Genomic DNA, 26,501 nt, shown 5'->3' on the forward strand with positions numbered 1-26,501 from the left:
GACGACGGCGACGGCGGGCCGCGTAACGGCGGCGAACCGCCCGCCGTGACGGGTGGACCGGGCCGGCACGGGCACACGTGGCGCCGACACGCGCACAAGCCGGACGGTTCCGGATCAACAGGGACTGCCGAGAGGTCCGTTGACAACGGTCCGAATGATGATCAGTAGTCTGCATCCGATCACCAAGCGCGTCCACGTCGCATCCGACAAGTCCCCCGAGAACGCGAGCCCTCACCGTGACCGACAGCTCCGTGGCGGGCCTGTGCCGCCTCACCATACGTGCCCCCGAAAAGACCATCGACCTTGCGGTGCCCGCCGATGTGCCGGTGGCCGATCTCCTTCCCACCGTGCTGCGTTACGCGGGTGAGGGACTGGAGGAGAACGGCCTGGACCACGGCGGCTGGGTGCTGCAACGGCTGGGCGGACCGGCCCTGGACGACGAGGGAACCCTGGAGACCCTCGATCTCAAGGACGGTGAGGTGCTGTACCTGCGCCCGCACACCGATGCCCTTCCCGAAGTACGCCTGGACGACCTGGTCGACGGCATCGCCAGTGTGGTGCGCGACCGGCTCCACGGCTGGACCGCCGACTCCAGCAGGCGGCTGCTGCGCGCCCTGTGCGTGCTGACTCTGCTGACCGGCCTCGCGCTGCTGGCCCGGCCGGGCGGCCCGGTCGGCGTCCGCGCCGCCGGAGCGGGCGCGGTGGGTGCGCTGCTGCTGGCCGGGGCCGCCTCGGCGAGTCGCGCGGTGGGCGACGCGGCCGCCGCGGCGGTGCTCGGGGCGATGGCGAGTCCGTATCTGGCGCTGGCCGGCTGGCTGTTGCCGGGCGGCGATCTGAGCGGCCCGAACGTGCATGAGGTGCTCGGCGCCCGGCTGTTGGCCGCGGGGGCCGCCGGGGCGGGCGGTGCGGTGCTCGGGCTCGCCCTCGCGGCCGTGTCCGTGCCGTTCTTCCTGGCGACGGCGGTGTTCTGGTGTGCCGTCGCACTGGGCGGGGCGCTCGCCGGGCCCGCGGATCTGACGATGGACGGAGCGGCGACGGTGCTCGCCGCGCTGGCGGTGGTGCTGGGCGGCTTCGTACCGGCTCTGGCGTTCAAGCTGGCGGGGATGCGGATGCCCGCGCTACCGACCAACCCCCAGCAGTTGCAGGAGGGCATCGAACCGTACGCCGGTGGCGAGGTGACCGCCCGAACCGAGCTGGCGGGCGGCTGGATGACCGCGCTGTACGGGGCGGCGGGCGCCGTCTGCGCGGCGTGCCTCGTGGTGCTGGCCGACGACCCGAACCTGCCGGAGACCCTGACCGCCTCTGTGCTCTCACTGCTTCTGCTGCTGCACGGGCGCGGCATGGTCAATGTGCCGCAGCGCCTCGCGCTGCTGCTGCCCGGCGTCTGGGGTGCGCTGCTGCTGACCGTGGCGTCGGCGACGTCACTGACCCCTGATGAGCGCCCGCTGCTGGTCGCGTGCCTCGTCGCGTTCACCGCGCTGCTGGTGATCGTGTCCTGGACGGTGCCCGGCCGTCGTCTGGTGCCGTACTGGGGCCGCGCGGCCGAACTGCTGCACTCGGCACTGGCGATCAGCCTGCTGCCGCTCGCGCTCTGGGTGCTCGGCGTCTTCGCCGCGCTCCGGGCGATCAACGGCTGACCCGGAAGGTATGCGACATGCAGTCCAAGCGTGACCAGGTCCAGGCGCACACCTTCGTGATGGGCCGGCTGACCTCGGGGATGCTGCTGGCCGATCCGGACGCCCCGGAGAGCCCGCTGGGGCGGACCACCCGGGGGGTGCTGATCGGTGTCGTGATCACGGCGCTGGTGGCGGCCGGTTCGCTGGTGTACGGCTTCATGTCCCCGGGGGGCGACGACGCGTGGCGGGCCCCGGGGACGCTGGTGGTGAACCGGGAGACCGGGGCCCGTTACGTGTACGTGGGGGGCCGGCTGCGCCCGGTGCGCAATTACGCCTCCGCGCTGCTGGTCGGCGAAGGGAAGCTGAAGTCCGAGGACGTGAGCACGGCGTCGTTGAAGGGCACAGCGGTGGGCGCCCCGGTCGGCATACCCGGCGCCCCGGACTCCGTCCCGGGCGTGCGGGACCTGGAGAGGGATCCGTGGCAGGTCTGCTCGGTGCTCGCGTCGGAGGCGGGCGCGGGCACTCCGGGCGGTGCCGGCGGCCCGGGGGGTTCCGGCGGTGCGTTCACGGCGCTGGTGGCCGGTGCGCCGGTGGAAGGGCGCGGGATGGGTGCGGGACAGGGCCTGGTGGTGTCGGGGCCGGACCGGGCGCGGTATCTGGTCTGGCAGGGCAGTCGGCTGCGGCTGGACCGCGGCGCGGGCGCCGCGGTGTCGCTGGGGTACGGGTCGGTGACGCCCCGGCCGGTGTCCGCCGCGTTCCTGGACGCGTTGGTGCGGGGACCGGATCTGGTGCCGCCCGCCGTGCCCGGCCGTGGCGGTGCCGGTCCTTCGCTGGGCGGGCGTCCGTCGAAGCTGGGGCAGGTCTTCCAGTCGCGCGCACCGGGGGCCGCGCGCCAGTACTACCTGCTGCGCAAGGAGGGGCTGGTCCCGTTGACGGAGACCGGAGCCGCGCTGGTGCTCGGTGACGGCGCGACCAGGGACTCCGCGTACGGCGGGGCGGCACCCGCCGCGACGGTGATCGGTGCGGCCGAGGTGAAGGCCCGCCTGGCGCCCGGTGCGGAAGGCAGTGAGCCCCTCCCGGCCGGGCTGCCCGGGACGCCGCCGCGTGCCGAGACCGTGCCGGCGGGGTGGGCGGCCTGTGCACGGGTGCGGCCCGACCACGGGGACGGCACCCGGGTGACCGGCGCGCTGGTTCCGCTCACCGCGCTCCCCCCTGCCTCCGCCGCGTCGCCGGAGGAGATCACCCAGGCCTGTCTGCCGGTGGACGCGACGGCCGTGCGTCCCGGTCACGGCGCGCTGGTCAAGGCGCTCGGCGCGGGCGGCACCGACATCGGCGCAACCACCTACTTCGTCGCCGACAACGGGGTGAAGTACCGGCTTCTGTCCCAGGCCGCGCAGAAGGCGCTGGGGTACGACGGCGCCACCCCGCAGGCGCTCCCGTCGCCGCTCCTGGCCATGCTGCCGTCCGGGCCCGATCTGAGCCCGGAGGCGGCCGCGGCGGGACGCGGCGTGGGCACGACGGCGCCGTCGTGCCCGGGAACGGACGGGAACAAGGGGGGCCGTTCGGACAACGGCGGATTGCCTTCGGGTAAAAGAAGTTGATGGTTGCTCAGGAAAAGCTCAGATGCCACCGAGGATCGTTGAGCACACCACGGATCTGATCATAGGATCGCGAGCATCCAGCACTTGAGGCATGGGAGACACCGTGGCAGACGAAGGCGCGCAGACGGGGCCGGGCGGCAACCTCCAGCAGTCGAGCGAGAGCTCGACACGGAACGGCATTCAGGCCCTTGAGGCGGCCTACAGCGGGATTCTCAAGTCCCGGCAGGATGTCGACGACACCCGCAACAACCTGAGCAAGGGCTACCAGGGCAGCGACGGCGGCCAGTACGGCGCCCTGCTCAAGCAGTGGGACGACCAGGTCAACATCATCCTGAAGAACCTGGAAGACATGGTCGACAAGCTCAACACGAGCCTGGTGGAGCACGGCAGGACGCAGGGGTCGTCCAACGACGCCATCAACCAGGCCTACAGCGCCTCGCAGAAGGCGTTCGACGACCTGATGGCGTAGCCCGCCGCGCCGAACGGCGTGATCGCGTACCGCGTGTCCCGTCGTTCCGCCCGCCGGTCGTCCGGCACCCCTCGTCGCCACCGGCGGCGAGGCACCTTCCCAGGCAGCGAAGCGAGGTCTCCCCCGATGTCCGAGAACCTGACCGACGGTTACATCCTGGTCGACTACGGCCACATGAACAACGCCGGCGACGACATGGTCCGCCAGACCCAGGCGATCGCCCGGACCCTTGCGTCGCTGGAGGCGGAGCTCGCCGAGCTGCGCAAGACGTGGTACGGCTCCGACGCCGACGTCTACCGGCAGAAGCAGGCCGCCTGGGACCAGGCGGTGAAGAACATGGAGACGCTGCTGAACTCGCACGCGGCCCTGCTGTCCGACATCTCGGGCAACTACAAGTACAGCGAGAACTCGCTGTCGCAGATGTGGTCCGAGATCACCATCGGTCGCTGAGCGGTAGCCACCGATGGCCGACCTGACGCATCTCGACGGCAAGACACTGAAGACGTTCACCGACCACGACGTCGCGGAATTCATCAAGGCGCTGGACGACATCCGCAAGGACTCGAGCGCCGGGATCAAGGCGCTCAAGAGCATTCTCGACGGCCGTACGGACCCCCAGCACCTCCAGCAGGACCCGGCGCTGGCGATCGGTCTGATGGGCAAGGACGACGTCGTGCACGGGCAGTCCCTCGTCACGGCGGTCAAGAAGGCGGCCGGCTCGGTCGACGGAGTCTTCGACAGCCAGCACACGCTGTTCAAGCACATCGAGCTCGATCTGCAGGAGACGATCACGAAGCTGCTCGACACCCAGGGCAAGAGCCTCGAGTCGATCGACGGTGCCTCGTTGCTCGACATCTTCTCGGACGTGGACAAGGAGCTCGGCCCGACCACCAGGACCGGTACCTGACCCGGCCGTCCCCGCACGGGGACGGTCCGCTCCGGCGATCCCCCGGGCCGCTCCCGGGCCGACCCGTCCACGCCCTCTCCCGCCCGCCCCGATCCCCTTCTTCGCCCCGGAGCGTTCCGCATGTCGACCCCGACCTCCCCCGCCTACGACGCCGACGACTACTGGGGACAGGGCGTCACCAAGCTCACCGGCTATCCGATGCCCAGCCGCAAGGGCCTGTTCACCGGCCTGAGCAGCAAGGAGAAGAGCCCGCTGTTCCGGATGAGCCTGGACAAGATCTCCGTCCAGTCGGTCGTGGACGCGGCGAAGCAGGGGTCGCTGAAGAGCGAGGGACAGGACTACGACCTGTACTTCTACTCCAACGCCAACGGCAAAGTGGAGATGTACCACGCGCGGCTGGTCTTCATCGGTTCCTTCATGTCGGAGAACGGCCGCAGCCGCGGGCTGGACGCCCATGAGTCGCTGTCCGGGGGAAAGTACAAGGGCAAGTACGGCGACGACTTCGACATCGGCCCGCTGGGCCAGTACATGGGCGGACCCGGTGCGGCCCTGGACGCCCTCATCACGTCGAAGACGACGCGCGGTACCTCGTACAACGGGGCGACGGTCCCCGACGCCGACTCGGTGGACCTCGATTCGTTCCAGCAGACCGCCCAGGCCTTCGACCGGGCCGCCCAGTTCTTCGTGGACCAGGCGCAGACCCTGGACGGCTGGGAGAAGTCCCTGGGCAGCGAGCAGTCGGCCTGGAAGGGTCAAGCCGCAGGTATTTTCTGGCAGTTGGTGCACCAGTTGCACGGGAACTACGACAACTACGTGCAGCAGCTCGGCGCAGACCAGAAGTTCTCCCCCATCGGCGACCCCGCGTACACACCGAAGTCCAACCACTCGAACCACCTGATGCAGGCCCAGCAGACCCTGCTGGGCAAGGCGCGGACCATGTGGACCGCGTGGGACACCTGGATGGCGCAGAACGAGCACGACCCGCACCACTTCCTCATCCAGACCCTGAACGAGATCCTGGCCTGGCTGAACCAGAACAACATTCCGTACATCTCGGTGACCACCCGCCAGACCGGCAAGGAGAGCTACAGCACGTCGTACTCCACCAAGCCGGGCTTCCAGGAGCCGCATCCGAGCTACGGCGATCTGAACGACATCCAGAACTGGGCCAAGGTGGGAGAGGAGGCCGTCCGGCGCTGGAACCAGTTCATCGACGCCCCCCATCCGGAACTCCCCGGGCTGGAGCTGGGCCTGAACGGCACCGCTCAGCAGGTGCTGTCCGATCTCAACAACTCCTGGATCGACGCCGCCACACCGTTCGAATCGGATCTCACCACCAAGAACACCAATACGCTGACGGAGTTCTACACCAAGGAACAGACGGAGAAGGCCAAGGAAGAGGCGGACAAACACAGCGAGGATTTCAACAAGACGCTGGAGAACCTCAACAAGGGCATCGGCGACATGAGCAAGGGCGTCACCGACACCCTCAACGATCTGGGCGGCGGGAACGGACCGGGCGGGCTGAATGATCTGCTGGGCAATTCCGACAGCGAGACGAAGGACCTCAACGGGAACACGGACAAGGGCCCGGACCCGAACACCGGCAAGAACCTGGCCGCGGACCTGACCAAGGACCTGAACAACAACCTCACGAACGGTGGCGGGGACTCGACACAGACCGGTCCGCTGAACCCCCTGGTCCCCCCGCCCACCGTGTCCAACGGCTCCGTTCAGGGGCCGGGCGGCGGGGTCACCTCCCTCGACGGGAACGGCAACCTGGTCACCACGTACCCGAACGGGGCTCGGTCCGTGTACGACCCGAGGACCGGGAAGTACACGATCACCCCCGCGCAGGGCAGGACCACGGTGCAGGACCTCAACCCCGGTCAGAGCGTGACCAATCCGGACGGCAGCGTCACCCGACGGAACAAGGACGGGACGCTCACCACGACGTTCGAGGACGGCAGCCGGCAGACCATCGATCCGGACACCGGCAAGGTCACGAACATCGACAAGAACGGCAAGGAGACGGTCACCGATCTCAACGGATCGAGGACCGGTCTCCAGTGGCCGCCGGACCGCAACACCCACCTCACGCCGCCGCCGACGCACAGCGATCTCAACCACGATCTGAACCGGAACCTCAACCGGGACCTCAACCGCGATCTCGGCGGGGACCACGGCGGGAACCTCCACCGAGATCTCAACTCCCTCGGCGGGACCGACCACAGCTCGCTGAACACTTCCTCGTCCGGCGGTGGCCGGACATCCGGTGGCACCCACACCGCGGGCGGGGGCGACTACGAGGAGTACGACAGCACCTTCCATCCCGGTGGCACGCTCGGCGCGCCGCCCGGTGCCAACGGCTCCGGGGCTCTCGGCACATCGGGCACCGGCGCTTCGGGCACAGGCTCCGACCCGGCGGGTACCACGCCCCTCAACCCCATGCCGATGGGCGGCATGGGGGGTATGGGAGGCATGGGTGCCGGTGGGCAGGCCGGCGGATCGTCGGGGGAACGCGTGCGCAATGTCCTGACGGAGAGCGGCACCGGTACGCGCGGGGGCTCCGGCCGTTCCGGCGAGGGACGGCGCGGCACCGATCGGGAGCGGAGCCCCCGTCGGGTCCGCACGGCAACCACTTCCACGCCGGTCGCCGGTGGTGCGACGGGCGGCACCCAGGGCGGGCAGGCGACCGGCAGCGGTGAGCGCGACCGGGTGCACTGGGTGGCCGAGGACGAGGACGTGTGGGGTACCGAGGAGGGCGGCACGCCCACGGTGATCGGACGGTGAGCGGCGCGATGAACGAGTCGGCGGAGGGCTCCTCGGCGGGGCGTGGCGAGGTCTCGCCCTACGCCCGGTCCGTGGAGGCCCGGCTGGCCGCGGCGATGGCTGAACTGGAGGCCACCCAGAAGGGGGTGGCGAAGGCCGAGGCCGAACTGCGGCGGGCGACGCGCAGCGTGCGCTCGGCGGACCGGTCGGTCGAGGTGACCGTGGGGTCCCAGGGCGAGCTGACCGATCTGCGGTTCCTGGACGGGAAGTACCGGACGATGTCTCCCGGCGAGCTGTCCGGTTCGGTGCTGGAGGCGTTCGGACGGGCTCGTACGGAGATCGCCCGGCAGGTGATGGAGACCTTCGAGCCGTTCACCCGGCCGAGCGCCGAGGTGCCCGAGCTCACCGGTGTGGACATCGACTGGGCGAAGATCTTCGGGCCGGAGGTGCTCCAGGATCCGGACGACCGGGCCCAGCAGGCCTCGGGGCACCGGCTGCGTGACGAGATCGACGAGGACGAGGAGCACTGAACGCGGCATGAGCGACGCCTATTTCGCCGAGCCGGCCCGGATCCAGGCCGGTCTGCGGCAGATGTTCTCGATCAGTTCGTCGATCGGGTCGATGGTCGACGACTTCGTCGTCGATGTGCGTGCGACGCGTGACTGGCCCGGTCAGGACGACAGTTTCGCCCTGGAGGTCATCCCCCAGGAACAGAAGGAGCGGGAGAGCAGTACCGAGACGGCGATCGCCCTGTCCGACGCGGTGCACGGGGTGGCTCACGGGACGTCGGTCAACCTGACCTCGATCCGGTCCAACCAGAACAACATCCTGGACGCCATCCGGGATCACCGGATCAGCCCCACCAACAGCGGCAAGCGCTGAGGCAGAGAGCACGGCCCCATGTCGATCAAGGCGTCGCCCGAGCTGAACAATCTCCTGTTCGTGCTCATCGGTGAACGGCTGCTCCAGGCCGACGAGGATCTCGCGTACGCGAGCCGGCGTCCGTACCACCGGCTCGCGGACCGTCTCACGGACCTGTCCTCCGACATCGAGCAGTCGGTCGTCGGGATCAGCCGGTCGCTGCCGCCCCAGGTCGGTGCGCACTATCTGCAGTCGATGAAGCTCTTCATCGACAACGGTGGAACCAACCATCTGCGCGACTTCTCCGATCAGTTGAAGAACATCGGCGACGGGCGCACCGAGACGTCGATGAACATCACCGAGTCCAAGTGGCAGATCATCGCCGAGCTGATCCGGCTGTTGATCGAACTGCTGATCATCTTCGTGATGTCGTTCTTCTCCGCGGGAACCTCGGCGAGCGACGCCGCCGTGGCGAAGGCCCGCAGCCGGGTGGTGGTGCTCACGGTGCTGGACACACTGCTGAAGCGTACGCATCTGATGCCGAGCCTGAGCGAGGCGTTCGAGGAGGCGTTCCAGACGTTCGCGGTACGTCTCGCCATGATGGTGGCGGGGCCCGACGGGCGGCGGCCCAAAGGGTTCGACTGGAAGGCCATCGCACAGGACGGCGTCTTCGGCGGCTTCGCGGGGTTCTTTCACGGCGCGTTCTCGTCCGGGCTCGGGAAACTCCTCAAGAACGTCACGGGAGCGGGGCCGGTCCCGGTCAAGAACCTTGCCAAGGACGTGACCGGCAAGGCTCCCGATCCGAGCCGGACGAAGAACTGGGGCAACACGGCGCTGAACGACGCCAAGGATTTCCTGGTCTCCGGTGGCTCGGAGTCCGTCGCGGAGGTCGTGGCGGGCGGGCTCACGACCGGGAACTGGACCACGACCTGGGACACGTTCCTCGGTTCCGGAATCAGCAGCAAGGCGGAATCGGCGCTCAGCCACAGTGCGTCCAAGCCAGGCACCTGGGTGAGGAACAACTTCACCGGGATGAAGGTGACTACGTCGAGCAGTGGGGGCTCGGCCGACAGCACGGGGACCGGATCCGGAGCCGGGACGAGTACGAAGACCGGCACCGGCGCCGGCACGGGCGCGACGTCGAGAACGACCACCGTGTCCGATCCGGCCCATGACCTCAAGCCCGGCCCGGACGGCGGGAACGACCAGCACGACGAGGAGAGGACCGGGAACTCCCCCGTCCCGGCCCCGTCGAACCCCAACGGCTCGACACGCCCACCGACGAGTTCCACACAGCAGTCGCCGGATCCGAACACGCTCGACGGTCCCGAAACGGACACTCCCCCGGAGAACAACAGCGAGCACGAGACCGAGCAGGCAACCGAGCACGACCCTGCGTCCGCCCAACAACCCGGTTCCACCGGGCGGCCCGGAGCCGCTCACAACAGCGGGCACCAGGGCGACATCCGGTCCGACCACGTCGTGGACAAGGACGACGCCACCAACGAGAACGACAGCGAGCACAACGACGCAGCCAGCACCGACGAGACCGCCCGCGACACCGACACCGACACCGACACCGAGTCCAGCAGCGATGTCCTCACTCAGGGGGACACCACCCCGCCCTCCCAGCAGGGCCCGAGCAACTTCTCCCCGCCCTCCGGGCAGACCTCGCCGACCCCTGAACACGAGGTGTGGAAGCAACTCTTCGACAAGTCTCCCGGTGATCCGGGTCAGGACATCGTCTCCCTCACCGACGAGCAGCAGCACCTGCTCGACCGGATCGGCGAGGAGCGCGGCACACCACCTCCCACGCTCGACGAGGTCAATCTGCGCAGGGACCTGCTCAGCCGGCTCCACGAACTGGACGAGGGTGTCGTCATCTATGTCGACGACGCCGCCAACTTCGGCCACCAGGCCGCCGCGACCATGCTGATGGACTCCCTCAACGCGCTCGGATACACGGGCCCCATCACGGCCGTCGCCGACGCCGGCGTCCAGAAGCGGCTCGAACTGCTGCTCAACGAGGACCTCAGGCAGCGTGTCCAATGGCTGACGGGCACCTTCGACCTCAGCCACGGCACGCAGATCGCTCCGTTCCCCTCCCACTCCGCCGGATCCGGTCCCCGGACCGGTGACAGGCAGCTCGTCCTCGTGGCGGCGAGCGACCGGCTCTCGGGGGAACCCGACATCGCCCGCAAGTTCCTCGACTTCATGGACACGGACCGGGCCGTCATTCTGAAGCCGTACGCCTGGGAGACCTCGCACCGGCTTCTGTACTCCCGGCAGAACGCCGCGTCGGCGGTCACGGTGACGGATCTGGAACCGAGCGGGAGCGGCGCGGACACCGACAGCGCACCGGACCGGACCGTACCGGCGAAGGCGCTGTTCAACTTCCCCACGCCACTGTTGACCGGCGACGCACTGAACCGGCTGATCGACCAGCACGAGGACATCGCTCCCCCGCAACGCGCGGCGGGTCTCAAGGCCCTGGCCGAGGCCGTCCGCAACGGCGCCGTCGACCTGATGCCGGTGTACGGGCTGCACAACCTGGAACCGCAGGCGCGTGCCTCGTCGCTCAGCTCCTTGGCGCAGGGCATCCACGACGCCCGGCTGGGCAAGCCGTCGGTGATCCTGACGTTCGGTGCGGTGGCGGTGGAGGGCGCCAGGAAGTACGAGCGGGGCTGGCTGCACACCACGACACTGGGTGATGAGCGTCTGGGCGAGAAGCTGAGCGGTCTCGGTCCGGACCACGTCCTAGTCGTGGACGGAGACAAGCTGCCCCAGGACGTGTTCCGGCAGATCTTCCGGCTGGGCGACCTGCCCGCCGTCGTCGAGGGTGCCAACACCAGCAACCTGATGCAGCTTCTCGGGCGCCCGTACCTGTCGGCGGTCACCAAGCACACCCCGTACGACTCCTTCGAGCCGGATCAGGCGGACCGCCTGCAGAAGGTCACCGACGCGGTCACCCACTACACCGAGTGGGGTGAGGAGCTCGAATTCACGGACGGCTGGCCACGGGCCGAACGTACGACGACCGCTCTGTCGGTTCTCAAGGCCCTGCCGCCGGCCGAGGACGGCCCGGCGAACCTGAAGCTGACCCAGGACGAGATGGCCCGGCTTCTCGCCAGGGACGACGGTTCCAGGAACCCCGACCGGAAACGTAGGTACGACGTCCTGGAACCGGCCCAGGTCGCCGGGACCCTGCGGGGTTCCAGCGGCCTCGACGCCATGCTCGCGTACGAGGCCGAGGACAAGCGCACGGTGACCCCGCCCCCGCCGATCCACATCACGCCCGCCCAGGTGGAACGGCTGCGGGCCTTGGTGCGGGCGCGGCACGAACAGCATCTCGAATCCGTACGCGAAGAGACCGAGGGCTACTCGGTGACTCCGAGTGCCCGGCAGACGGCGATCATCACCGACGCCCTCAGGGACATGCGCGATCCGGGTTCGGCGCTGTACGCGTACTACCAGGATCTGAGGTCCAGGGCTCGCGACCCGTACAACGATCAGACGCTCCAGGCCCTGCGGGTCGTCCTGACAAGCCGTCAGCCACTGCCTGTACCCGTGCAGCCGAAACGAACCGCGGCGCCGTCCCCGGTGGTCACGGAGTCCCGGGAGACTCTCCGGCCCCCGGTCCGGTCCCAGGCGCCGACGCTGCTCCGGACCCAGGACCGGGATCAGCAGGGAAAGGTGTCGGCGGTCACTCCCGCGCCCATGAAGTCGCCGACTCCGGTGCAGGTGATCTCGACGGCCGGCCCGGTGCAGACCGAATCAGAATCCGACGAAGAGTTCGGGAACTTCGGATCGCTGCTGGACGACGAACCCGGATCGTCCGACGCCGGCTTCGGGACCATCGGCTCCCTCCTCGACGACACAGCCGCCGCTTCCGACGACGACTTCGGCGGCGAGACCTTCGGAAGTCTGCTCGACAGCGGCGCCGAGTCCGAGATCGAATCCGTTCCTGTCGCCGGCACCTCGCAACCGGTCACCGCTGCGCAGCCCCACGCCCGGCCCCGTATCGTCACCCGGCCCGCCTCGTCCGTCCTGGGGCTGGACGACAGCACGGTGTCCGACAGCGATCTCGTGCGTCAGCTCCTGGTCGACGCCGAGAACGGACAGGTGGGCTCCGCCTCGCACTCGGACAGCGACTGGAAGCAGCGCTCGAACCGTTTCCCCACCGTCGTCGGCGCGGACACCTACCGCGACCACCACCGTCACAAGGCCGCCGTCCTCCGCGACCGCCACACCGTGCCGTGGAAGGGCCGGAAGGTCTCTTTCTTCGCCGCGCACGGCACGCCAACCCGGATCACCCTGACGCGCACCGACGGTACGAAGGTCCCGGTCACCGGCAAGGAGCTGGGCCGTTACCTGCTCCGTACCCAGGAACTCGGGCCGCAGGGCCAACCGATCGTGCTGTACTCCTGCTCCACGGGCGGCGCCCCCACGCACGGCGGCCTGTCCGCCGCACAACATGTGGCCAACCTGACCGGACGGGTCGTGTACGCGCCCACCACGGACGCCGGCACCGCGCTCGTGAACGGCCGCGTGGAGCCGATTCTCTACCTCGACGAGCAGGGCACGCCGGGCTCGTGGGTGGCCCTCCACCCCGAACCGACCGGCGCGACGCTCACCGGGCTCGCCGCCGCGGCGGGGCTGCACGAGGGGACGCAGCCGCTCGATCCCTGGGCCCGGACCCGGACCCTGCAACTGGTCCGTACGCTGCGGGGGACGTTCGGCATCGAAGTCGAACGCTCACCCCGCTACCCCGACCTGCTGAGATCCCTGGCCGAGCTGGACTCCGCACGGTTCGGTGGTGACGCGTTCTGGGCGCCGTACCGGAACGGACGGATGACCCCCGAGCTTCTGCGCCGGATCAGTCACGACGTGGCCGCGGCACCCGCGGCGGACTCCACGGCTCCCCCGCGGACGGGCGGACGGACCGGTCCGGTGGAAGGAACGTCTCGCGGCTCCGTGATGGAGCTGGTCGACCTGTCGCGGCCCGACGGGGACCAGGGTCTCGCCGGCCTCAAGGAGCGTTACGCCGAACTGCTCTCCCTCACCCTCCCCGCGCCCACGACGGTCCCGAACCCGGAGCCCGACTCGGACTCGGCCCCGGAGGATTCGGTCACCGGCCCCGCCCCCGAGCCTCCCTCCGCCAGGACGACCCCGTCCCCGTCCGCCGGGACGCCTCTCCCCTTCGCCGACGAGCTCGACCTCCACCGTCCGGCGCGGGTGGTCCCCGACATGCCGTCGCCGCCCCCCGTCGGAAGCCCTGTGGTCTTCGAGAACGGCAGCGAGCTCCCCACCTATCTGACCGGAGACGGAGAGAAGCCCGATTCGGGGAGTACCTACGGCCAGAGCCACGTCACCCTCCGCGGTGTCGACCTGGCGGTCGGCGAGATCGCGGGCCGTACCGGACTGCGTCTGCCGCCCGGCCCACCCGGACCGAGGCATCCCCTCACCGCGCTCGACAAGGCGCTGCACCTGACCCCGCAGGTGTTCCACGGCGACGGCTGGACCTCGCCCGCCTTCGAGGACGCGGACGGGCGAAAGCGCGTCCTGCGCGTCGTCCAGCGGCCGCACAACGCCTGGGAACGGTTCACCGACCCCGAGGGCAACCCGGTGAAGGTCGACCAGGTCCAGCGCAGTCAGATCACGACGGGCGGCACGAAGTCCGTCTCCACCGCACGGCAGTTGGCGGCGAGCCTGCCGGTCGGGCCGCCCGGCGGGGTCGCCGCCTACGGCAGGGTCGGGGCCGCCTTCGGCAGCCAGCGCACCTATGAGTACAACACGCAGGACCAGACCCTCAGCCAGGTCGAGACCCGGCTGGCCGACGAGTCCCATCTGTATCTGGACGACGTGCAGTACGAGGTGTGGACCGAGGACCTCACCAAGCCCGACGCATCCACGGAACGGAGCACGTTCGGCGTCCGCCACGGTCTGCTGGTCAGGATCTCCGACAGCCTCACCACGAAGAGCACCTCCCTGCACGCGCCGCCGACGATGGAACTGGACGCGTCGTCCGACTACCGGAACGTGCACACCGAAGGTTTCGGTCCCGTACAAGGGCTCCTGGAGTGGGCCGTCGGCGTCACGGGCGCCGAGCCGGGCAGCTCCACCCATGCCGAACTGACCAGGTTCTTCAGCTCCGAGAACTTCCATCGGATGGCGGACCGGATGGCCAAGGGCAGGGTCACCGGTCAACCACTTTTCAAGGAGGACAGGTCCGCGACACCGCTCGGCGCGTTCGTCATCGACCGGGTGGTGCCCGGCAAAGCGCTGCTGCTCTCCGAGACGACCCTCGCCGAGCTGCGCAACACCCTCCAGCAGGTGATCAAGAACGACCGGAGCCTGTCGCGGACGACGAGCCAGGAGCTCCAGGCGATCCTCGGTCCCAGTTTCGACATCACCTCGTTCTTCGGACCGCCCGCCGGGCTGCGGGCCATGGCGGGACTCTTCGGCCGGTACGGGCGCAGCGCCACGCGCACCGTCGTGTTCGGCGGCTCCGGGAGCAGGAAGACAGTCGGGCGGGCCAAGAAGGTGCCGACCGATCTGTATCTGGTGCCGAAGACGGTGCGGGTGCGCATGGTCGGAACGTCCGAGACCAAGTCGATCACCACGTGGAGCCTGGACCGGATGACGCGGGCGGAGGCCCGCAGGCTCGCCAAGTGGGACGACGGGTCCACGCTGCGCCGGGACACCGAGGAACCCTTCGCGCCGCCCTATCTGACCGACAGGAATCCCATCACGCTGGGGATGAGTCGCGCCGAGACGTTCCTGCACGAGCACGAGATGTCCAACGGCCAGGAGCGCCCGGGTCCGGTCCCGGACCGGAACTTCCTGGACACGTTCACGGACCGCACGATCGAGGCGATCGCACAGGCCTACCCCGGCATGGTCGCTCCGCTGGAGCACTTCGGCGACCCCGAGCACAGCCGGTGGCGCGGCAGCACGCACTACCGGATCGCGCTGCAGAACACGCTCACGCTCGTCAATACGCTCAATCACCACAGCATGGCCGGCAGGCTGGAGACGCTGGTCACCACGGGCATACGGATCGGATTGACCGACCCGCACCGCGCCACGCGGGCGAAGCGGTGGATCTGGATCGACGGCGAGCTGGCCGGCCGCCAGTACGTGGGGACGCGCGACGATCTGATTCTGCGCACCAGTGCCGCGGGCTCGGAGCGGCTCGACGGCTCGGAGAACGTGGTCAGGACGAAGGAGGGGGGCTTCGACGTCAGCCTGGCCGTACGCGACTCCGTCAAGGACTCCAGCGGCATGCCGATGAACGCCGGCGCCGTGCAGGCCGGATTCCGCTGGACACGGCAGAAGGGCCGGCGCACCGGGTCGGGTGCCACGGCTTCGTACGAGTCACTGCACGCGAGTGCCTCGCCGTCGCACGTGTTCGGGTACCGGTTGAAGCTGACCGTGAAGAGCGGCGGCTACTGGCGGTTCCGCGGCATGCTGCGGGGCATCGGCTCGCTGGGGGTTCTCGGCACGGGACCGTTCGTCCGGGTGGAGAAGAGCCGCGATCTCATCGGAGGCACGGCGGGACAGCCCATCACCGGACATGTTCTGCTCAACGTGCCGGACGAGCACAGCCCGCGCACCGAGCCGGTCGAGCCGGTCGCCGAACCGCCTGTCACCACTGCCCTGTCCGATCAGCGGACGCTGGCCCTGCTGACCGGGAATCCGGACGGTCTGGCCGAGGGACACGAACTGAGCCCCTTCGGTGATCTGCCGTACCAGCTCATCAGCGTCGCGGGCCATGACGAACTCGCGCGGACCGCCGAAGAACTGATGGCTCAGGCATCCGGCGATTCGTGGCACTTCGCCCGGACCGGCTCGGCGGCGCACGACGCCATGGTGCGCCAGTTCCAGTCGCAGTACCTGACGTCGGCGTTCGACCAGTCGTCCGCGAAGACGGGCGCGCGTACGACCGGGCTCTTCGGCTCCGGCCCCTATCTGAACCGCGTCGGCGAACTGGTCCACCGGACGCAGGCACGCAATCCGGTGGTCGTGTCGGAGTCGATCGGCATCGAGACCGAGCAGACCGTCGGCAGCGACATCCAGGTGTCGCACGCGGTCGTCACCACCCGTGTCTTCACTGTCAGCGGCGTCTTCTCGCTCACCCGCAGCCATCCGGTGGGCCCTTCGCTCGCCGGCGCGTACGGGCTGCAGGCCCGCTGGGCGCGGGCCAGGGCGCAGGCGGACACCGTCAACCGCACGGTCACGGCCGAGATCGACCGGGACGACGAGAGCCGCAAGTATCTGGTGTCCGCCGACACGGTGCACGAGATCGCCGTCGCCTCGGCCCCCGACGGACTCCTCGCTCCGCTGGACAAGCTGACGCACCTGACCCGGCTGTCCCGGCGTGGTCGGCAGCTCATGTTCGGCTCCGACCTGCTCGCCCACGTACCGGAGAAGGCCGCACATCGGCTGGGGCTGGTCAATGACGGCCTCGGCGAGGTGCCGCTCTACACGAAGTCGCCCTGGTATCTGCCGAATTGGCTGCGACGCAATCCGTTCGGCTCGTTTCCCGTCAACTCCCTCGATCCCACCGCGGCGTTGAGCGCCTTCGACCGGAGCATGAAAGCGGCGAAGGTCGACTCGGTGAGCCGGGAGCGGGTCCGTTCCCTCGTCACTCCGCGCGCGCTGCTCGCGCTGCGACAGCAGATGGCCTCTCCCGCCGGCATGACCGCACGGGGCCGGGTGCACCGGCTGGGTCTCGGACCGGTCAGGATCGGCTCCCGGGACGCCGTACTGCGGATGGAGCTGATCCCGGGAGAGCCGAAGTTCGACGGGCTCGACCACAGCGCCACGTTCCAGGACAATCTGGCCGCCGCCGAGACGATCGACGTGGCGCAGACCAAGGGCGTGTCGAAGGCGCTCGGCGTCTCGGTGTCCGAGGGGATCCGCACCGGGAACGAGAAAGCCACGGCCGTCACCCCCTCGTACAGTGAGTCGGGCAACTCGTCCCAGCAGACCTCGGTCACCACCTCGATCACCCGTCTGAAGGGCTTCACCTTCTATCCGAACGAGCCGTACGCGGACTTCCTCACGCCCTACCGGATCCGGCTCACCCTCGACTTCGGTGACGGGAGCAGCATCGAGGAGTCGGGCGACGCGGGGACACTGCGCGAGCAGGTGCCGCTGAGCCTGTCCGCCCCCCGGATCCAGCACGAGGACGCACCGGACGGACCTGATGACCTCGGCGAACCCGATGACCTCGGCGATCCGGAGGTGGTCGATCCGGTCCCGGAGGTCACGTTCTGGCCGTCCGCCGCGGTCACCCCGGAGTCCGTCGCCGCCTGGCAGTCGACGAAACAGCCCGACGGTACGACCCGCCCGTTCTCGCTTCCGTCCAACGGGTTCCACGTCCGTCGTGTCACCAATCTGCCCACCATGCGCCAGGCCGCGGACCTCGCCATCGCCAAGGCGTACGGCACCGGACTGCCCGACGCCGAGAAGTACACCGGCGCGCCGCTGGTCACGGCCGTGGGCAAAGCCCGCCGATCCGGTCTGGTCCGGCCGGGCACGGCCGCCGCCCAGGCGGTGACCGACGGCCTTCAGCCCACCCAGCTCGCGGCGTTCTTCGGCGACAGCACCGACGAGGACGGGTACGTGGTGGCCGGGCTGTCCGAGAACACCTTCGCCGGGGGTGCCAACGGCAGCTACCGCCTGTACTCCAAGCCCCACCTCGACCGGGCGACTCTTCTGACCGTGGCGCCCGAGAGCACCATGGAGAGCCCGGAGCGCTACACGGAGGGGTCCGACACCACGATCACGCTCGGCGGCACCGAGTCGTCGACGCTCGGGCTCCAGCCGAACCTGGCGACCCCGGCGGCGGGTTCCACCGGGCCCGCGCCCGCCGGGAACGGCATCAACGCCGGTGAGGGCACCGGCAACAAGGCCACCGACGCCACCGGCTCGCAGTTCAACGTGAAGCCCAGGACGGGCCGGTCCTTCCTGTTCTCGATCCCCACCGCCTGGCTGGGCGTGGCCGAGGTGGAGCGCAGCTTCAAGGACAGCTCCGCCGGCGCGTGGATGGGCAGGGCCCTCGGTCCGTTCGGCTACACCAAGCCGGGCCCCCAGGCCGTCGAGTTCGAGACGCACGTGCTGGCCTGGGTGCGCGAGGACGTGGCACGGCAGTACGGGCTCATCGGCGACGACTCCTTCCCCGAGTCGGTCTCCGACGCCTGGACGGCGGTGAAGGACGCGACCGGTGCCTGGGTCGACGCCGACAAGAAGTACTGGGCGGCGCGGCGCGAGATCAGCGAGATTCCCTCCCTGACCGAGATGCGGAACGAGATCAACCGGCTCGAACGGGAGCGGGCCGATGTCCGCAGGGCCCGGTCGCTGGCCGGGTACACGGGCCTCGCCCAGCCGGGCACCGCGGGCGACCGCTCACCGCACGACCTCGCCACCGCCGAGGAACTCGCCGCACTGAACGCGAAGTTGAAAGCGGCCAGGAAGGCATTGCGCGACCGGCCCGCCGACGTGGCGGAACGCGACCGGCGGGTGACCGCCCTGGCGGATCTGCTGGCCACGGCGGACGAGGCGGCCGCCGAGTTCCACCGGATCCGGGCCGCGGCCGACCGGCTGACGCGCTGGCACCGGCTGCCCGCCGACAGGCGCGAGGGCCTGACCGCACCCGAGGCGGTGACCTACGAGCCGCCCGCCACGGCCGAGGAGCAGGCACGACCTCCGGTTCCCAAGTACACCGGTACGGCCTTCGACACGGACACGGACGAGACCGCAGGTGCCGACTTCGGTCCGGCCACCCTCGTCTCCCCCACCGGGGAGACCTACGTCCTGAACGACGTGCCCGAGGACGGCGACGGTTTCTACCACGCGCTGGCGGAGTCGCTGCACCACACCGCCCCCACGTCGCTGAGCGACCAGGTGCAGGCGACCGACCGGGCGTCGCTCGTCACCGGACTGCGCGCGCTCATGGCCGGTGCGGTCCAGCACCCGCGCAATCGCAGTCTGCTGAAATTCGTCCTGCCCGACCGGCCGGACACCTTCACGCAGGAGGAGTTGGAGTCCGGCGGGCCTCGGTTCGCCCAGGACTCCCCCGAGGGGCGGGAGTTCGAGAAGCTCGGCAGGATCCCGTTGTACGCGACGCTGCCGGATCCGCGGGAGCGCGCGGCCCTCGCCGCCGCCCAGCTGAAGCGGCCCGGTGCCGCCGCCGGCAACAGCGGCTGGGACCACGGTGCCGCGGACCTGCTGCCCGCGCTCGCGGCGCGCACCTTCCGGGCCCGGGTCACCGTCGTGCGCGACGACGGCACCTTCCAGGAGTTCGCCCCACCCACGGACTCGGACTCCGCGGCACCGCACATCGTGCTGTTCCTCAAGGACAGGCACTACCGGTGGGCGGCGCTCGACGGCGTGCCCCCGGCGGGGGACGGTCCGCCGCTGCCCGCACCGGTCGCACCCGTCACGAAGGCCTCCGTCACTCCGAAGGAGGCCACGCCGCCGCGGCCTTCCTGGACGACTCCGCCGTGGAAGCGCCGAGCCACCGATGAGCCGGACCGATCGGGCCACATCGTCGACGCCCGCGCGATGACGCTCACCGACCCCTCCGGCATCGTCCATGATCTCGTCGCGCCGACCGGCCCCGGCAGCGGTACCGGTCACGGCTTCTGGTCGGCCCTGGCCCAGGCACTCCCCCCGAGCCCGACGGGCACCGCCACCGCCCTGGTCGCGAACCGCTCGCTGCCCGAGTCCGTCGGAAAGGACCTGCTGGAGGAACGCCGCTGGAACGACGGGACGACGCAGACCGCGATCCGGCTCGCCGCGGACGGGCGCGGGATCACGATCGTCGTGGTGAACGAGGACGGTACGTCCCGCACCTACGCCCCGTCGGACCCGGACTCCCTGGCCGACGAGCGGAACAGGCCCGTGGTGACGCTGTTCCGACGCGGCTCGGACTTCCTGACGGCCCGGCCCAGACCACCGGTCGGCCCTGCCGAGGAGACGACCACCGGAGTGATCAGCGAGAGCGCCGACGACGACCCGAGCACGCCGGACCCGCTGAGCCGGTTCCTGGACGAGCACGGACTCAGGGACATCGAGGTCGGGGATGCGCAGGTGCGCCGCCTCGGCAGGGAGGGCAGGCCCCTGCTCACCGCGAACACGGGCGTGAGCGCCACCCTCGCCCTGGGTGCGAAGGTGAAGATCGCGGACCTGGACATCAAGGACGTCCAGGTGCGCGCCCTGCTCCGGCGCAACGCGGATCTCCTCCGGGACCGCCCCGGCGTACTGGAGGGTCTGAACAGCATCGGCAAGCACGAACACGGCCCCGGATCGGATCCGCAGCCGTCGACGTCCTCGTCTCCCCCGCCCACGCCGTCCACGCCGCCCACCATGGTGTGGATGCCGGGCTACGCGACCGGCGACCAGTTCGGCATCGCTGCCATGCTCATCGGCGACCCCGAGCGGTACTGCCTGATCGTCACCGGGCCCGAGCGCGGTGCGGAGGGGCACGACCCGAGGGACAAGGGCCCCGCCATCCGGGATTTCCTCATCCGAAGCGGTATCTCGCCCGACCGTGTCCTCCTCTTCCGGACCGATTCCGTGAAGGCGGGAAAGAAGGTCGTGCAGGAGCAGTTCAGGATCAGGTTCCCCGAAAGCAGGAATCTCTCCAACAAGAAGCTCGACGCCCACGTCATTCCGGTCGGATCCGGCACGACGTGGATCGGCGAGAATTTCGACGAAGACATACGCGACCGGATCCGCGCCGCCTGGAAGCTGAACGACGACCACTTCTCCGAAACCGACCGGACAGCCGTGGAGACCTGGCTCCGGAACCGGGACATCGAGGTGTCCGAGGACCGCGAGACGATCGTCCTCTGGTCGCGCTTCAGCGGAAAGAAGGGCGACATCCACAGCGAGCACGACACCAGCTACACGGGCATGACTCAGCTCCTGGAGGGAATACGGCGGCAGGCGGCGGAGCAGGGCAGGAACCCGCTGGTCATCATCGCGGGCGATGCGTACGCGGACCCCCGGCACCAGGGCAAGTACGTGGATTCCGTGCGGAAGATGCGCGCACAGGGACTCGATGTCCACAACCTCACCCATTTCTGGGAGGACGCGTCGGCCTCGCACGCCGCCTGGGGCGGTGACACCCGTATCGGACAGATGCGGCTCTACGAATATCTGCACCGCAACAGCGCTCCTCTGCGGCACCTCGGGTTCCGCAGCGGAAACCTTGAGGCGATGGCACTGTCCGGACACGAGGTCCGCTACCTGGAGGAACCCGGCAGCAGCGGCGGCGCACGGATGGAGAAATGGCACGACGCGAACTCGAAGAGAGCACATCTGCCGAAATCGATATCCATCGGATACGAGCGCATCATTGTCCACGAACCCCCCACCCGCACCGGCAAATATCTCGTCGGGAAGCGTGCGTCGCAGACGGACGGCTCGGAACTCGGCTGGAACGTGGAGCGACCTCCGTTCGTCTTCGGGTATCCCGGGCCGCGCGCCGAGAAGCCGAAGGAACTGAAGGACCTGGAAAAGGGATTCATGACCGAGGACGTGAAGAAGATCGTCGACTATCTGCTCGGTGCGTCATGACGGACCGGAGCGATGAGCCGGGTCACGAACCGGAGTCCCGGGTGCGGCCGGACGGATCGCCGCTGCCGCCGGTCCCGGACCACATCCGCGAGGCGGCCCGGCAGGCGCCCGACCACTGGCTCGGCGTCGTCGACCCCGGCTGGACCGATCCGGCCCCGCCGCCCCCCTGGGCGGTGGCCGGGGAGTGGCGTTCCGGGCCCGACGGCGAGGTCGTGGAGTGGCGGCCCAATGACAACTACCGGCCGTCGCCGCCGACCCTCGGCTGGGCGGAGCCCACCGACCCGGTGGACGCCGCCGTACAACTGGCCGTCACCGGGTACGGACTCCTGGGTGACGCCGTAACGGCTCTGGCCGACGCGGAAGTGACGGTGCTTCGGGCACCCGACGGCGGTCCGCTGACCGTCGCCGGGGAGGACGGGGAACCCGCGGTACCGGTCTTCACCTCGGCACCCCACCAGGTGTTCGAAGGCGCGCTGGCACACGATACGGTCGCTGTCGCCGAACTGGTCCGGCTCATCGCCCCCGCCGACGGCCGCATCTCCGTCAATCCCGCAGGCCCCGCTCGTCTGTTGCTCGACGCGCGGCAGGTGCTCGACGCCGTTGTCCCCACCGGGTCCTCCCCTGCCGCGAGTTCCGCCGAGCCCCCCAGCACCGCCCCCACCAGTCCCGTCACCCAGAGGACCCCATGACCACGTCCAGGAACGAAAAGACCGCGGCCGCCTCCGAGGCGGAGGTCCCTGCCACCGCCGAGGCCACCGGATCGGGCGAGACCTCGGTACGGACCGCTCCCGCCGCTCCCGCGGAGGGAACGGCCGCGTCCGAGGCCGCGAGCACGACGACGGGCGGCGCCGAGGCGGGGAAGCGGGCCGGGAAGAAGGCGGAGAAGGAAACGGGGCAGGAGGGCGAGAAGGAAGCCGGGAGCGAGCCCGCGACCACGCAGTCCGCCACCGCCGAAACCCCGGCCACCGCCGAAGCGGAGACCGCCACCGCCGAATCCGAATCCGAAGCCGAAGCGGAGACCACCGCCACCGCCACCGCCGCCACCAAGGCTCCCGACAAGGCCGGCCGGCCGAACAAGGCGCTCCTCGCGGGCGCCGCCATCGCCGGGGTCCTGCTGGTGACGGTCCCGTTCCTGGTCCACGCGGGCGGGGGCGACGACGGCAAGCGCGCCACGGGCAACAGCGAGGCACCCGGTACCGTTCTCGGCTCCGGCACGGGGGACATACCCGGCGCGTTCGCGTCCGCGGTGCCCTCGCCCCGCGAGGACCGGAGCAAGCACTCACCGGTCGGCAAGGGCGTCAAGGAGGACGGCGGCCCCTCCGTCGACGGTGCGCACCGATCCGGACCGATCAACGAGGGCGGGGGCACCGCGGGAGCCGACGCCACCGACCGGAAGCCGGACGAGGGCGGAAGGACGACCGGGAAGACTTCCACGACCGGGAAGACGACCACGAGCGGAAAGACGACCGCGACCGGGAGCGGGAGCGGCAGCGCATCGACCGGCACCACGCAGAAGACCGCGCCGCAGTCGACCGTGGTCTATACCGGCGTGGCCGGTCATGGCTGCCCCACCCCCGCCGGCGGCGGCTTCCAGCAGGACGGCTACTACAGCGACGGCAGCAACGGCTGGAACACCCGTTCCTCCGGCGGCTGGACGGGCAACGGCTGCAACGGGAGCTACTCCGCCGTCCCCATGTCCGGCGACACCGACCAGGATCACGACGCCCGCGTCAAGTGGTGGTGGAACCCCGGCACGAAGGCCCGTACCTGTCAGATCTCCGTCTTCATCCCGAACAGCGGCACCATCCTGAATGTGGGCGGGCACCCCACGACGTATCACGTGCTGGTGAACGCCAACGACCGTACGACCAAGTACAGCAGTTTCAGGATCAACCAGGTGGCTCACCGCGGCCAGTGGGTCGATGCGGGCACCTTCGCCATGAAGGGCGCCACGATCGGAGTGAAGCTGCTCGACCGGGGTGACGACTGGTCCGACGGCTGGGAGAAGGCCCACCACGCAGCCGCCCAGATGAAGGTGACCTGCCGGTCCTGACCCACCGGGGCCGGCTTCTCACATGAGGCCGGCCCTGGTGACGAACACGGCGATCACCACGACGAGGATCCAGCCCAGCACGGTCTCCAGGAGCTTCGGTCCGTCCGCGGGACCGCCGGTCCGCGCACGGCGGCGGGTGACAGGGGCGGTGGCGGCTTCGGCAGCAGTCGCGGTCATGGCATCTCGCTCGGTCGGCGGTGGGTGTCCCCCGAGGACCCGACCACTGTGCCGGAAACACGGGCCCCGGGGGTAGAGACGTCCGTCACCGCCCCGGGGCCCCGCTCCGTGTCGGTGGACGCCGACGGACGGCCGGATCCCGCTCCGGGACCGGTGGCGGGTACGCCGGAAAGGACGGGCCGCGGACGCCGCTTGTGGCGCAAACCACACCACCGCCGAGATCGCGGCGCCCACGCCGTCCCGGCTCACAGCAGGCCGAACGACCTCAGAACCCGGCGCTGAGCCGGTGTCGGACGAGCGGGCCAGTAGAGATAGCAGACACCACCCGTACCGCTTCTGACCTTGCCGTTCGCGTCGTAGCGCTTGGTGCGGAGCCAGATGTTCTCCCACTCCCGGCGCTTGTAGACCCGGCGCACGGCCTCGTCGTTCGGCGAGGCCGGGTCGTTCGCGATCACGTCACCGTCCGCGGTGAACCCGATCACGGTCATCAGATGGCCGGAGGTCCCGTAGCCCGCGCCGGTGAGCTCCTGCTTCAGGAAGGACTGTGACGTTATGGCCGGAATGCCGGCCCGGATCAGCGTCTCCAGGTCCGTCAGCGAGCCGAGCCGGGTCACGGCCGCGCTCATGCCGTGGTACGTCGCCGCGTACGCGGCGTTGAACGGCCAGTTGCCGCAGCCCTCGTACTGGTAGTCGTACGTGAACCGGGCGGCGTGACAGACCTGCGGGTCGGCCAGCCCCGGCTCCACCCAGGCGAGGTCCTCGGCGGTGGGCCGCCGTCCCCAGTACTCGATGATCATCTGTGAGGAGGTGGGGCTGCACCAGGCCTCGCCGCCGTTGTCGTACTCCGGGTACTGGCCCGCGTGGATGTTCTGCGAGTAGCGCGGCACCAGGAGTTCCCGAGTGAGGCCGGGGGTGCTGGCGGGCACGGTGAAGCGGTCCGGGACGTCGGACGCCATCGCGCCGATCCGCCACACGGTGGGGGTGAGACGGGTCCCCGGTGTGCGGTGGAGCGTGAGCCGCAGTCGGTAGGAGTCCAGCCGCAGCCCGCCGGCCGCGTCGTCCACCGAGAAGGTGTCGGTCCAGATGGAACTCCTGCCGTCGCTCTGGTCGTCCACGGACGTCCGGCGGATGTCGCCGTCGCCCGCCGCCCAGCGGCCCATGACGTACCACGGTGTCGAGGTGGCGTCCGAGTAGCGACCCTGGAGTTCGATCTGGATCCAGGTGCCCTCCGGGGTGTCGGCGTTCCACGAGGCGATCACCTCGGTCGCCGGGACGGCGGACCGGTGGACGGGCGAGGTCCAGGTCGCGTACTCCCAGGTGGCGGTTACGCCGGTGTGCGGATCCGGGTAGTCGGTGCGCCCCTCGGCGTGGCCGATCACCAGGCCGGGGCGACGGCCCGCGACGGCCCGTGTCCCGGCGCCGGAACCGCTGCGCCAGTCCCTGTACGTGTGCCAGGAGTGGTTGTCCACGGACGGGGCGGCCGAGGGGGCGCGGGGCGGGGCGGCGGAGGGGACGGCGGCGTGCGCGGAGCCGGACGACACCGTACCGGCGGTGGCCGCTGCCGCGAGCGCGGCGGTCAGCACGGTCCTGCGCGAGGTCAGTCTGTTCATGGGCGAGACCCCCGGTCGTAAGCGGAATGGGGTTGCGGGTGCACGACAGTGCGCCAACTATCGCGGGTCGCGGCCGGATTCGGCCAGCGATTCGCCTCATGCCAGGAAACCAATATTGGTCTGATCCACTGGCGTGACCTGCGCTTGTTTCCGAGCGGCTCGTAGGCTGGGGCGTATGAACGACCTCGCCCCCCTCGCCACCCGGCTCCGCGCCCTGGCGCCGTCCTGCGGGCCGGTGCGGCTGATCGCCGTCGACGGCCACGCGGGATCGGGGAAGAGCACCTTCGCATCCCGCCTCGCCGCCGCGCTCGACGGAGCCCCCGTCCTGCATCTGGACGATCTGGCCACCCATGAGTCCTTCTTCACCTGGGTGGACCGGCTGCGGGAGCAGGTGATCGGGCCGCTGTCGCGCGGGGAGCGCGCGCACTACGCGCCGTACGACTGGACCGCGCGGACGTTCACGGCGCCGCGCGCCCTGGAGCCCGCGCCGGTGGTCCTGATCGAAGGGGTGGGAGCGGGCCGCAGGGCGCTGCGGTCCCACCTGGCGCGGCTGCTGTGGATGGATCTCGCCGCCGCGGAGTCCTGGGAACGGGGCCGCCGCCGGGACGGGCCGGCCCTTTCGGCCTTCTGGGACGGGTGGACTGCGGCCGAGGCGGAGCATTTCTCGGCCGATCCCTCGCGCTCCCACGCGGATGCCCTGATACGGCAGTTGCCCGTGGGGTACGAGTGGCTGGAGGGGCCCGGCGCGGCAGCAGGAACGAACCATTCCGTCACGGATCGTGAGCGCGTCGTCCCCCTGTCCTGAGTGCCCGGAAATCGGCTCGGAAGTACCTCAACTCCGCTTG

Annotated in this window: 14 protein-coding genes; 12 read left to right on the forward strand and 2 right to left on the reverse strand. The window is 70.0% G+C overall.

Annotation, left to right across the window (positions count from 1 at the left end):
• Positions 1 to 236 precede the first annotated feature (236 nt).
• From eccD to ACIQCZ_RS35365, 11 genes are all read left to right on the forward strand, one after another.
• Positions 237 to 1,637, forward strand: a complete 1,401-nt coding sequence (eccD, locus tag ACIQCZ_RS35315) for a type VII secretion integral membrane protein EccD (RefSeq protein ID WP_402288862.1) — start codon at positions 237 to 239, stop codon at positions 1,635 to 1,637.
• Positions 1,638 to 1,654: 17 nt separating this feature from the next.
• Positions 1,655 to 3,217, forward strand: coding sequence for a type VII secretion protein EccB (gene eccB / locus ACIQCZ_RS35320; RefSeq protein ID WP_402288864.1), 1,563 nt, complete (start codon positions 1,655 to 1,657; stop codon positions 3,215 to 3,217).
• Between the two features lie 103 nt (positions 3,218 to 3,320).
• Positions 3,321 to 3,686, forward strand: a complete 366-nt coding sequence (locus ACIQCZ_RS35325; protein ID WP_361453918.1) for a hypothetical protein — start codon at positions 3,321 to 3,323, stop codon at positions 3,684 to 3,686.
• Between the two features lie 126 nt (positions 3,687 to 3,812).
• Entirely contained in the window at positions 3,813 to 4,136 is a 324-nt protein-coding gene (locus ACIQCZ_RS35330) for a WXG100 family type VII secretion target (RefSeq protein ID WP_402288867.1), read from the forward strand.
• 13 nt (positions 4,137 to 4,149) lie between these two features.
• Complete coding sequence (locus ACIQCZ_RS35335) at positions 4,150 to 4,593, forward strand: type VII secretion system-associated protein (protein ID WP_402288870.1); 444 nt, start codon at positions 4,150 to 4,152, stop codon at positions 4,591 to 4,593.
• Between the two features lie 120 nt (positions 4,594 to 4,713).
• Positions 4,714 to 7,386, forward strand: a complete 2,673-nt coding sequence (locus ACIQCZ_RS35340) for an AAWKG family protein (protein ID WP_402288872.1) — start codon at positions 4,714 to 4,716, stop codon at positions 7,384 to 7,386.
• Positions 7,387 to 7,394: 8 nt separating this feature from the next.
• Positions 7,395 to 7,895: a YbaB/EbfC family nucleoid-associated protein gene (locus tag ACIQCZ_RS35345; RefSeq protein ID WP_402288874.1), complete on the forward strand. Its 501-nt coding sequence runs from the start codon at positions 7,395 to 7,397 to the stop codon at positions 7,893 to 7,895.
• 7 nt (positions 7,896 to 7,902) lie between these two features.
• Positions 7,903 to 8,247 (forward strand): hypothetical protein, encoded by a 345-nt coding sequence (locus tag ACIQCZ_RS35350; RefSeq protein ID WP_402288876.1) that lies wholly within the window; start codon positions 7,903 to 7,905, stop codon positions 8,245 to 8,247.
• A gap of 18 nt (positions 8,248 to 8,265) precedes the next feature.
• A complete protein-coding gene (locus ACIQCZ_RS35355) occupies positions 8,266 to 21,816 on the forward strand; it encodes a hypothetical protein (protein ID WP_402288878.1) in 13,551 nt (4,516 codons plus the stop codon).
• Positions 21,813 to 22,505, forward strand: coding sequence for a type VII secretion system-associated protein (locus ACIQCZ_RS35360; RefSeq protein WP_402288881.1), 693 nt, complete (start codon positions 21,813 to 21,815; stop codon positions 22,503 to 22,505). The genes ACIQCZ_RS35355 and ACIQCZ_RS35360 overlap by 4 nt, the downstream gene beginning before the upstream one ends.
• A complete protein-coding gene (locus ACIQCZ_RS35365; protein ID WP_402288883.1) occupies positions 22,502 to 23,869 on the forward strand; it encodes a hypothetical protein in 1,368 nt (455 codons plus the stop codon). Before ACIQCZ_RS35360 ends, ACIQCZ_RS35365 begins: the two co-directional genes overlap by 4 nt.
• A gap of 18 nt (positions 23,870 to 23,887) precedes the next feature.
• Here ACIQCZ_RS35365 and ACIQCZ_RS35370 read toward each other — a convergent pair whose 3' ends face one another.
• Together ACIQCZ_RS35370 and ACIQCZ_RS35375 are read right to left on the reverse strand one after the other, a co-directional pair.
• Complete coding sequence (locus ACIQCZ_RS35370) at positions 23,888 to 24,046, reverse strand: SCO1431 family membrane protein (RefSeq protein ID WP_402288886.1); 159 nt, start codon at positions 24,044 to 24,046, stop codon at positions 23,888 to 23,890.
• A 245-nt stretch (positions 24,047 to 24,291) separates the two neighbouring features.
• Positions 24,292 to 25,656, reverse strand: a complete 1,365-nt coding sequence (locus tag ACIQCZ_RS35375) for a peptidase C39 family protein (protein ID WP_402288888.1) — start codon at positions 25,654 to 25,656, stop codon at positions 24,292 to 24,294.
• Between the two features lie 175 nt (positions 25,657 to 25,831).
• On the opposite strand from ACIQCZ_RS35375, the gene ACIQCZ_RS35380 reads away from it, so the two are divergent.
• Positions 25,832 to 26,461: a uridine kinase gene (locus ACIQCZ_RS35380; RefSeq protein ID WP_402288890.1), complete on the forward strand. Its 630-nt coding sequence runs from the start codon at positions 25,832 to 25,834 to the stop codon at positions 26,459 to 26,461.
• The last annotated feature ends 40 nt before the right edge of the window (positions 26,462 to 26,501 follow it).

This window comes from Streptomyces sp. NPDC093149, assembly GCF_044754145.1.
Classification (GTDB): domain Bacteria; phylum Actinomycetota; class Actinomycetes; order Streptomycetales; family Streptomycetaceae; genus Streptomyces.

Bases quoted from the DNA above. Each gene is read 5' to 3' on its own strand.
- eccB (WP_402288864.1), top strand. From the start codon at position 1,655: ATGCAGTCCAAGCGTGACCAGGTCCAGGCGCACACCTTCGTGATGGGC.
- ACIQCZ_RS35330 (WP_402288867.1), top strand. From the start codon at position 3,813: ATGTCCGAGAACCTGACCGACGGTTACATCCTGGTCGACTACGGCCAC.
- ACIQCZ_RS35335 (WP_402288870.1), top strand. From the start codon at position 4,150: ATGGCCGACCTGACGCATCTCGACGGCAAGACACTGAAGACGTTCACC.
- ACIQCZ_RS35340 (WP_402288872.1), top strand. From the start codon at position 4,714: ATGTCGACCCCGACCTCCCCCGCCTACGACGCCGACGACTACTGGGGA.
- ACIQCZ_RS35345 (WP_402288874.1), top strand. From the start codon at position 7,395: ATGAACGAGTCGGCGGAGGGCTCCTCGGCGGGGCGTGGCGAGGTCTCG.
- ACIQCZ_RS35350 (WP_402288876.1), top strand. From the start codon at position 7,903: ATGAGCGACGCCTATTTCGCCGAGCCGGCCCGGATCCAGGCCGGTCTG.
- ACIQCZ_RS35355 (WP_402288878.1), top strand. From the start codon at position 8,266: ATGTCGATCAAGGCGTCGCCCGAGCTGAACAATCTCCTGTTCGTGCTC.
- ACIQCZ_RS35360 (WP_402288881.1), top strand. From the start codon at position 21,813: ATGACGGACCGGAGCGATGAGCCGGGTCACGAACCGGAGTCCCGGGTG.
- ACIQCZ_RS35365 (WP_402288883.1), top strand. From the start codon at position 22,502: ATGACCACGTCCAGGAACGAAAAGACCGCGGCCGCCTCCGAGGCGGAG.
- ACIQCZ_RS35370 (WP_402288886.1), bottom strand. From the start codon at position 24,046: ATGACCGCGACTGCTGCCGAAGCCGCCACCGCCCCTGTCACCCGCCGC.
- ACIQCZ_RS35375 (WP_402288888.1), bottom strand. From the start codon at position 25,656: ATGAACAGACTGACCTCGCGCAGGACCGTGCTGACCGCCGCGCTCGCG.
- ACIQCZ_RS35380 (WP_402288890.1), top strand. From the start codon at position 25,832: ATGAACGACCTCGCCCCCCTCGCCACCCGGCTCCGCGCCCTGGCGCCG.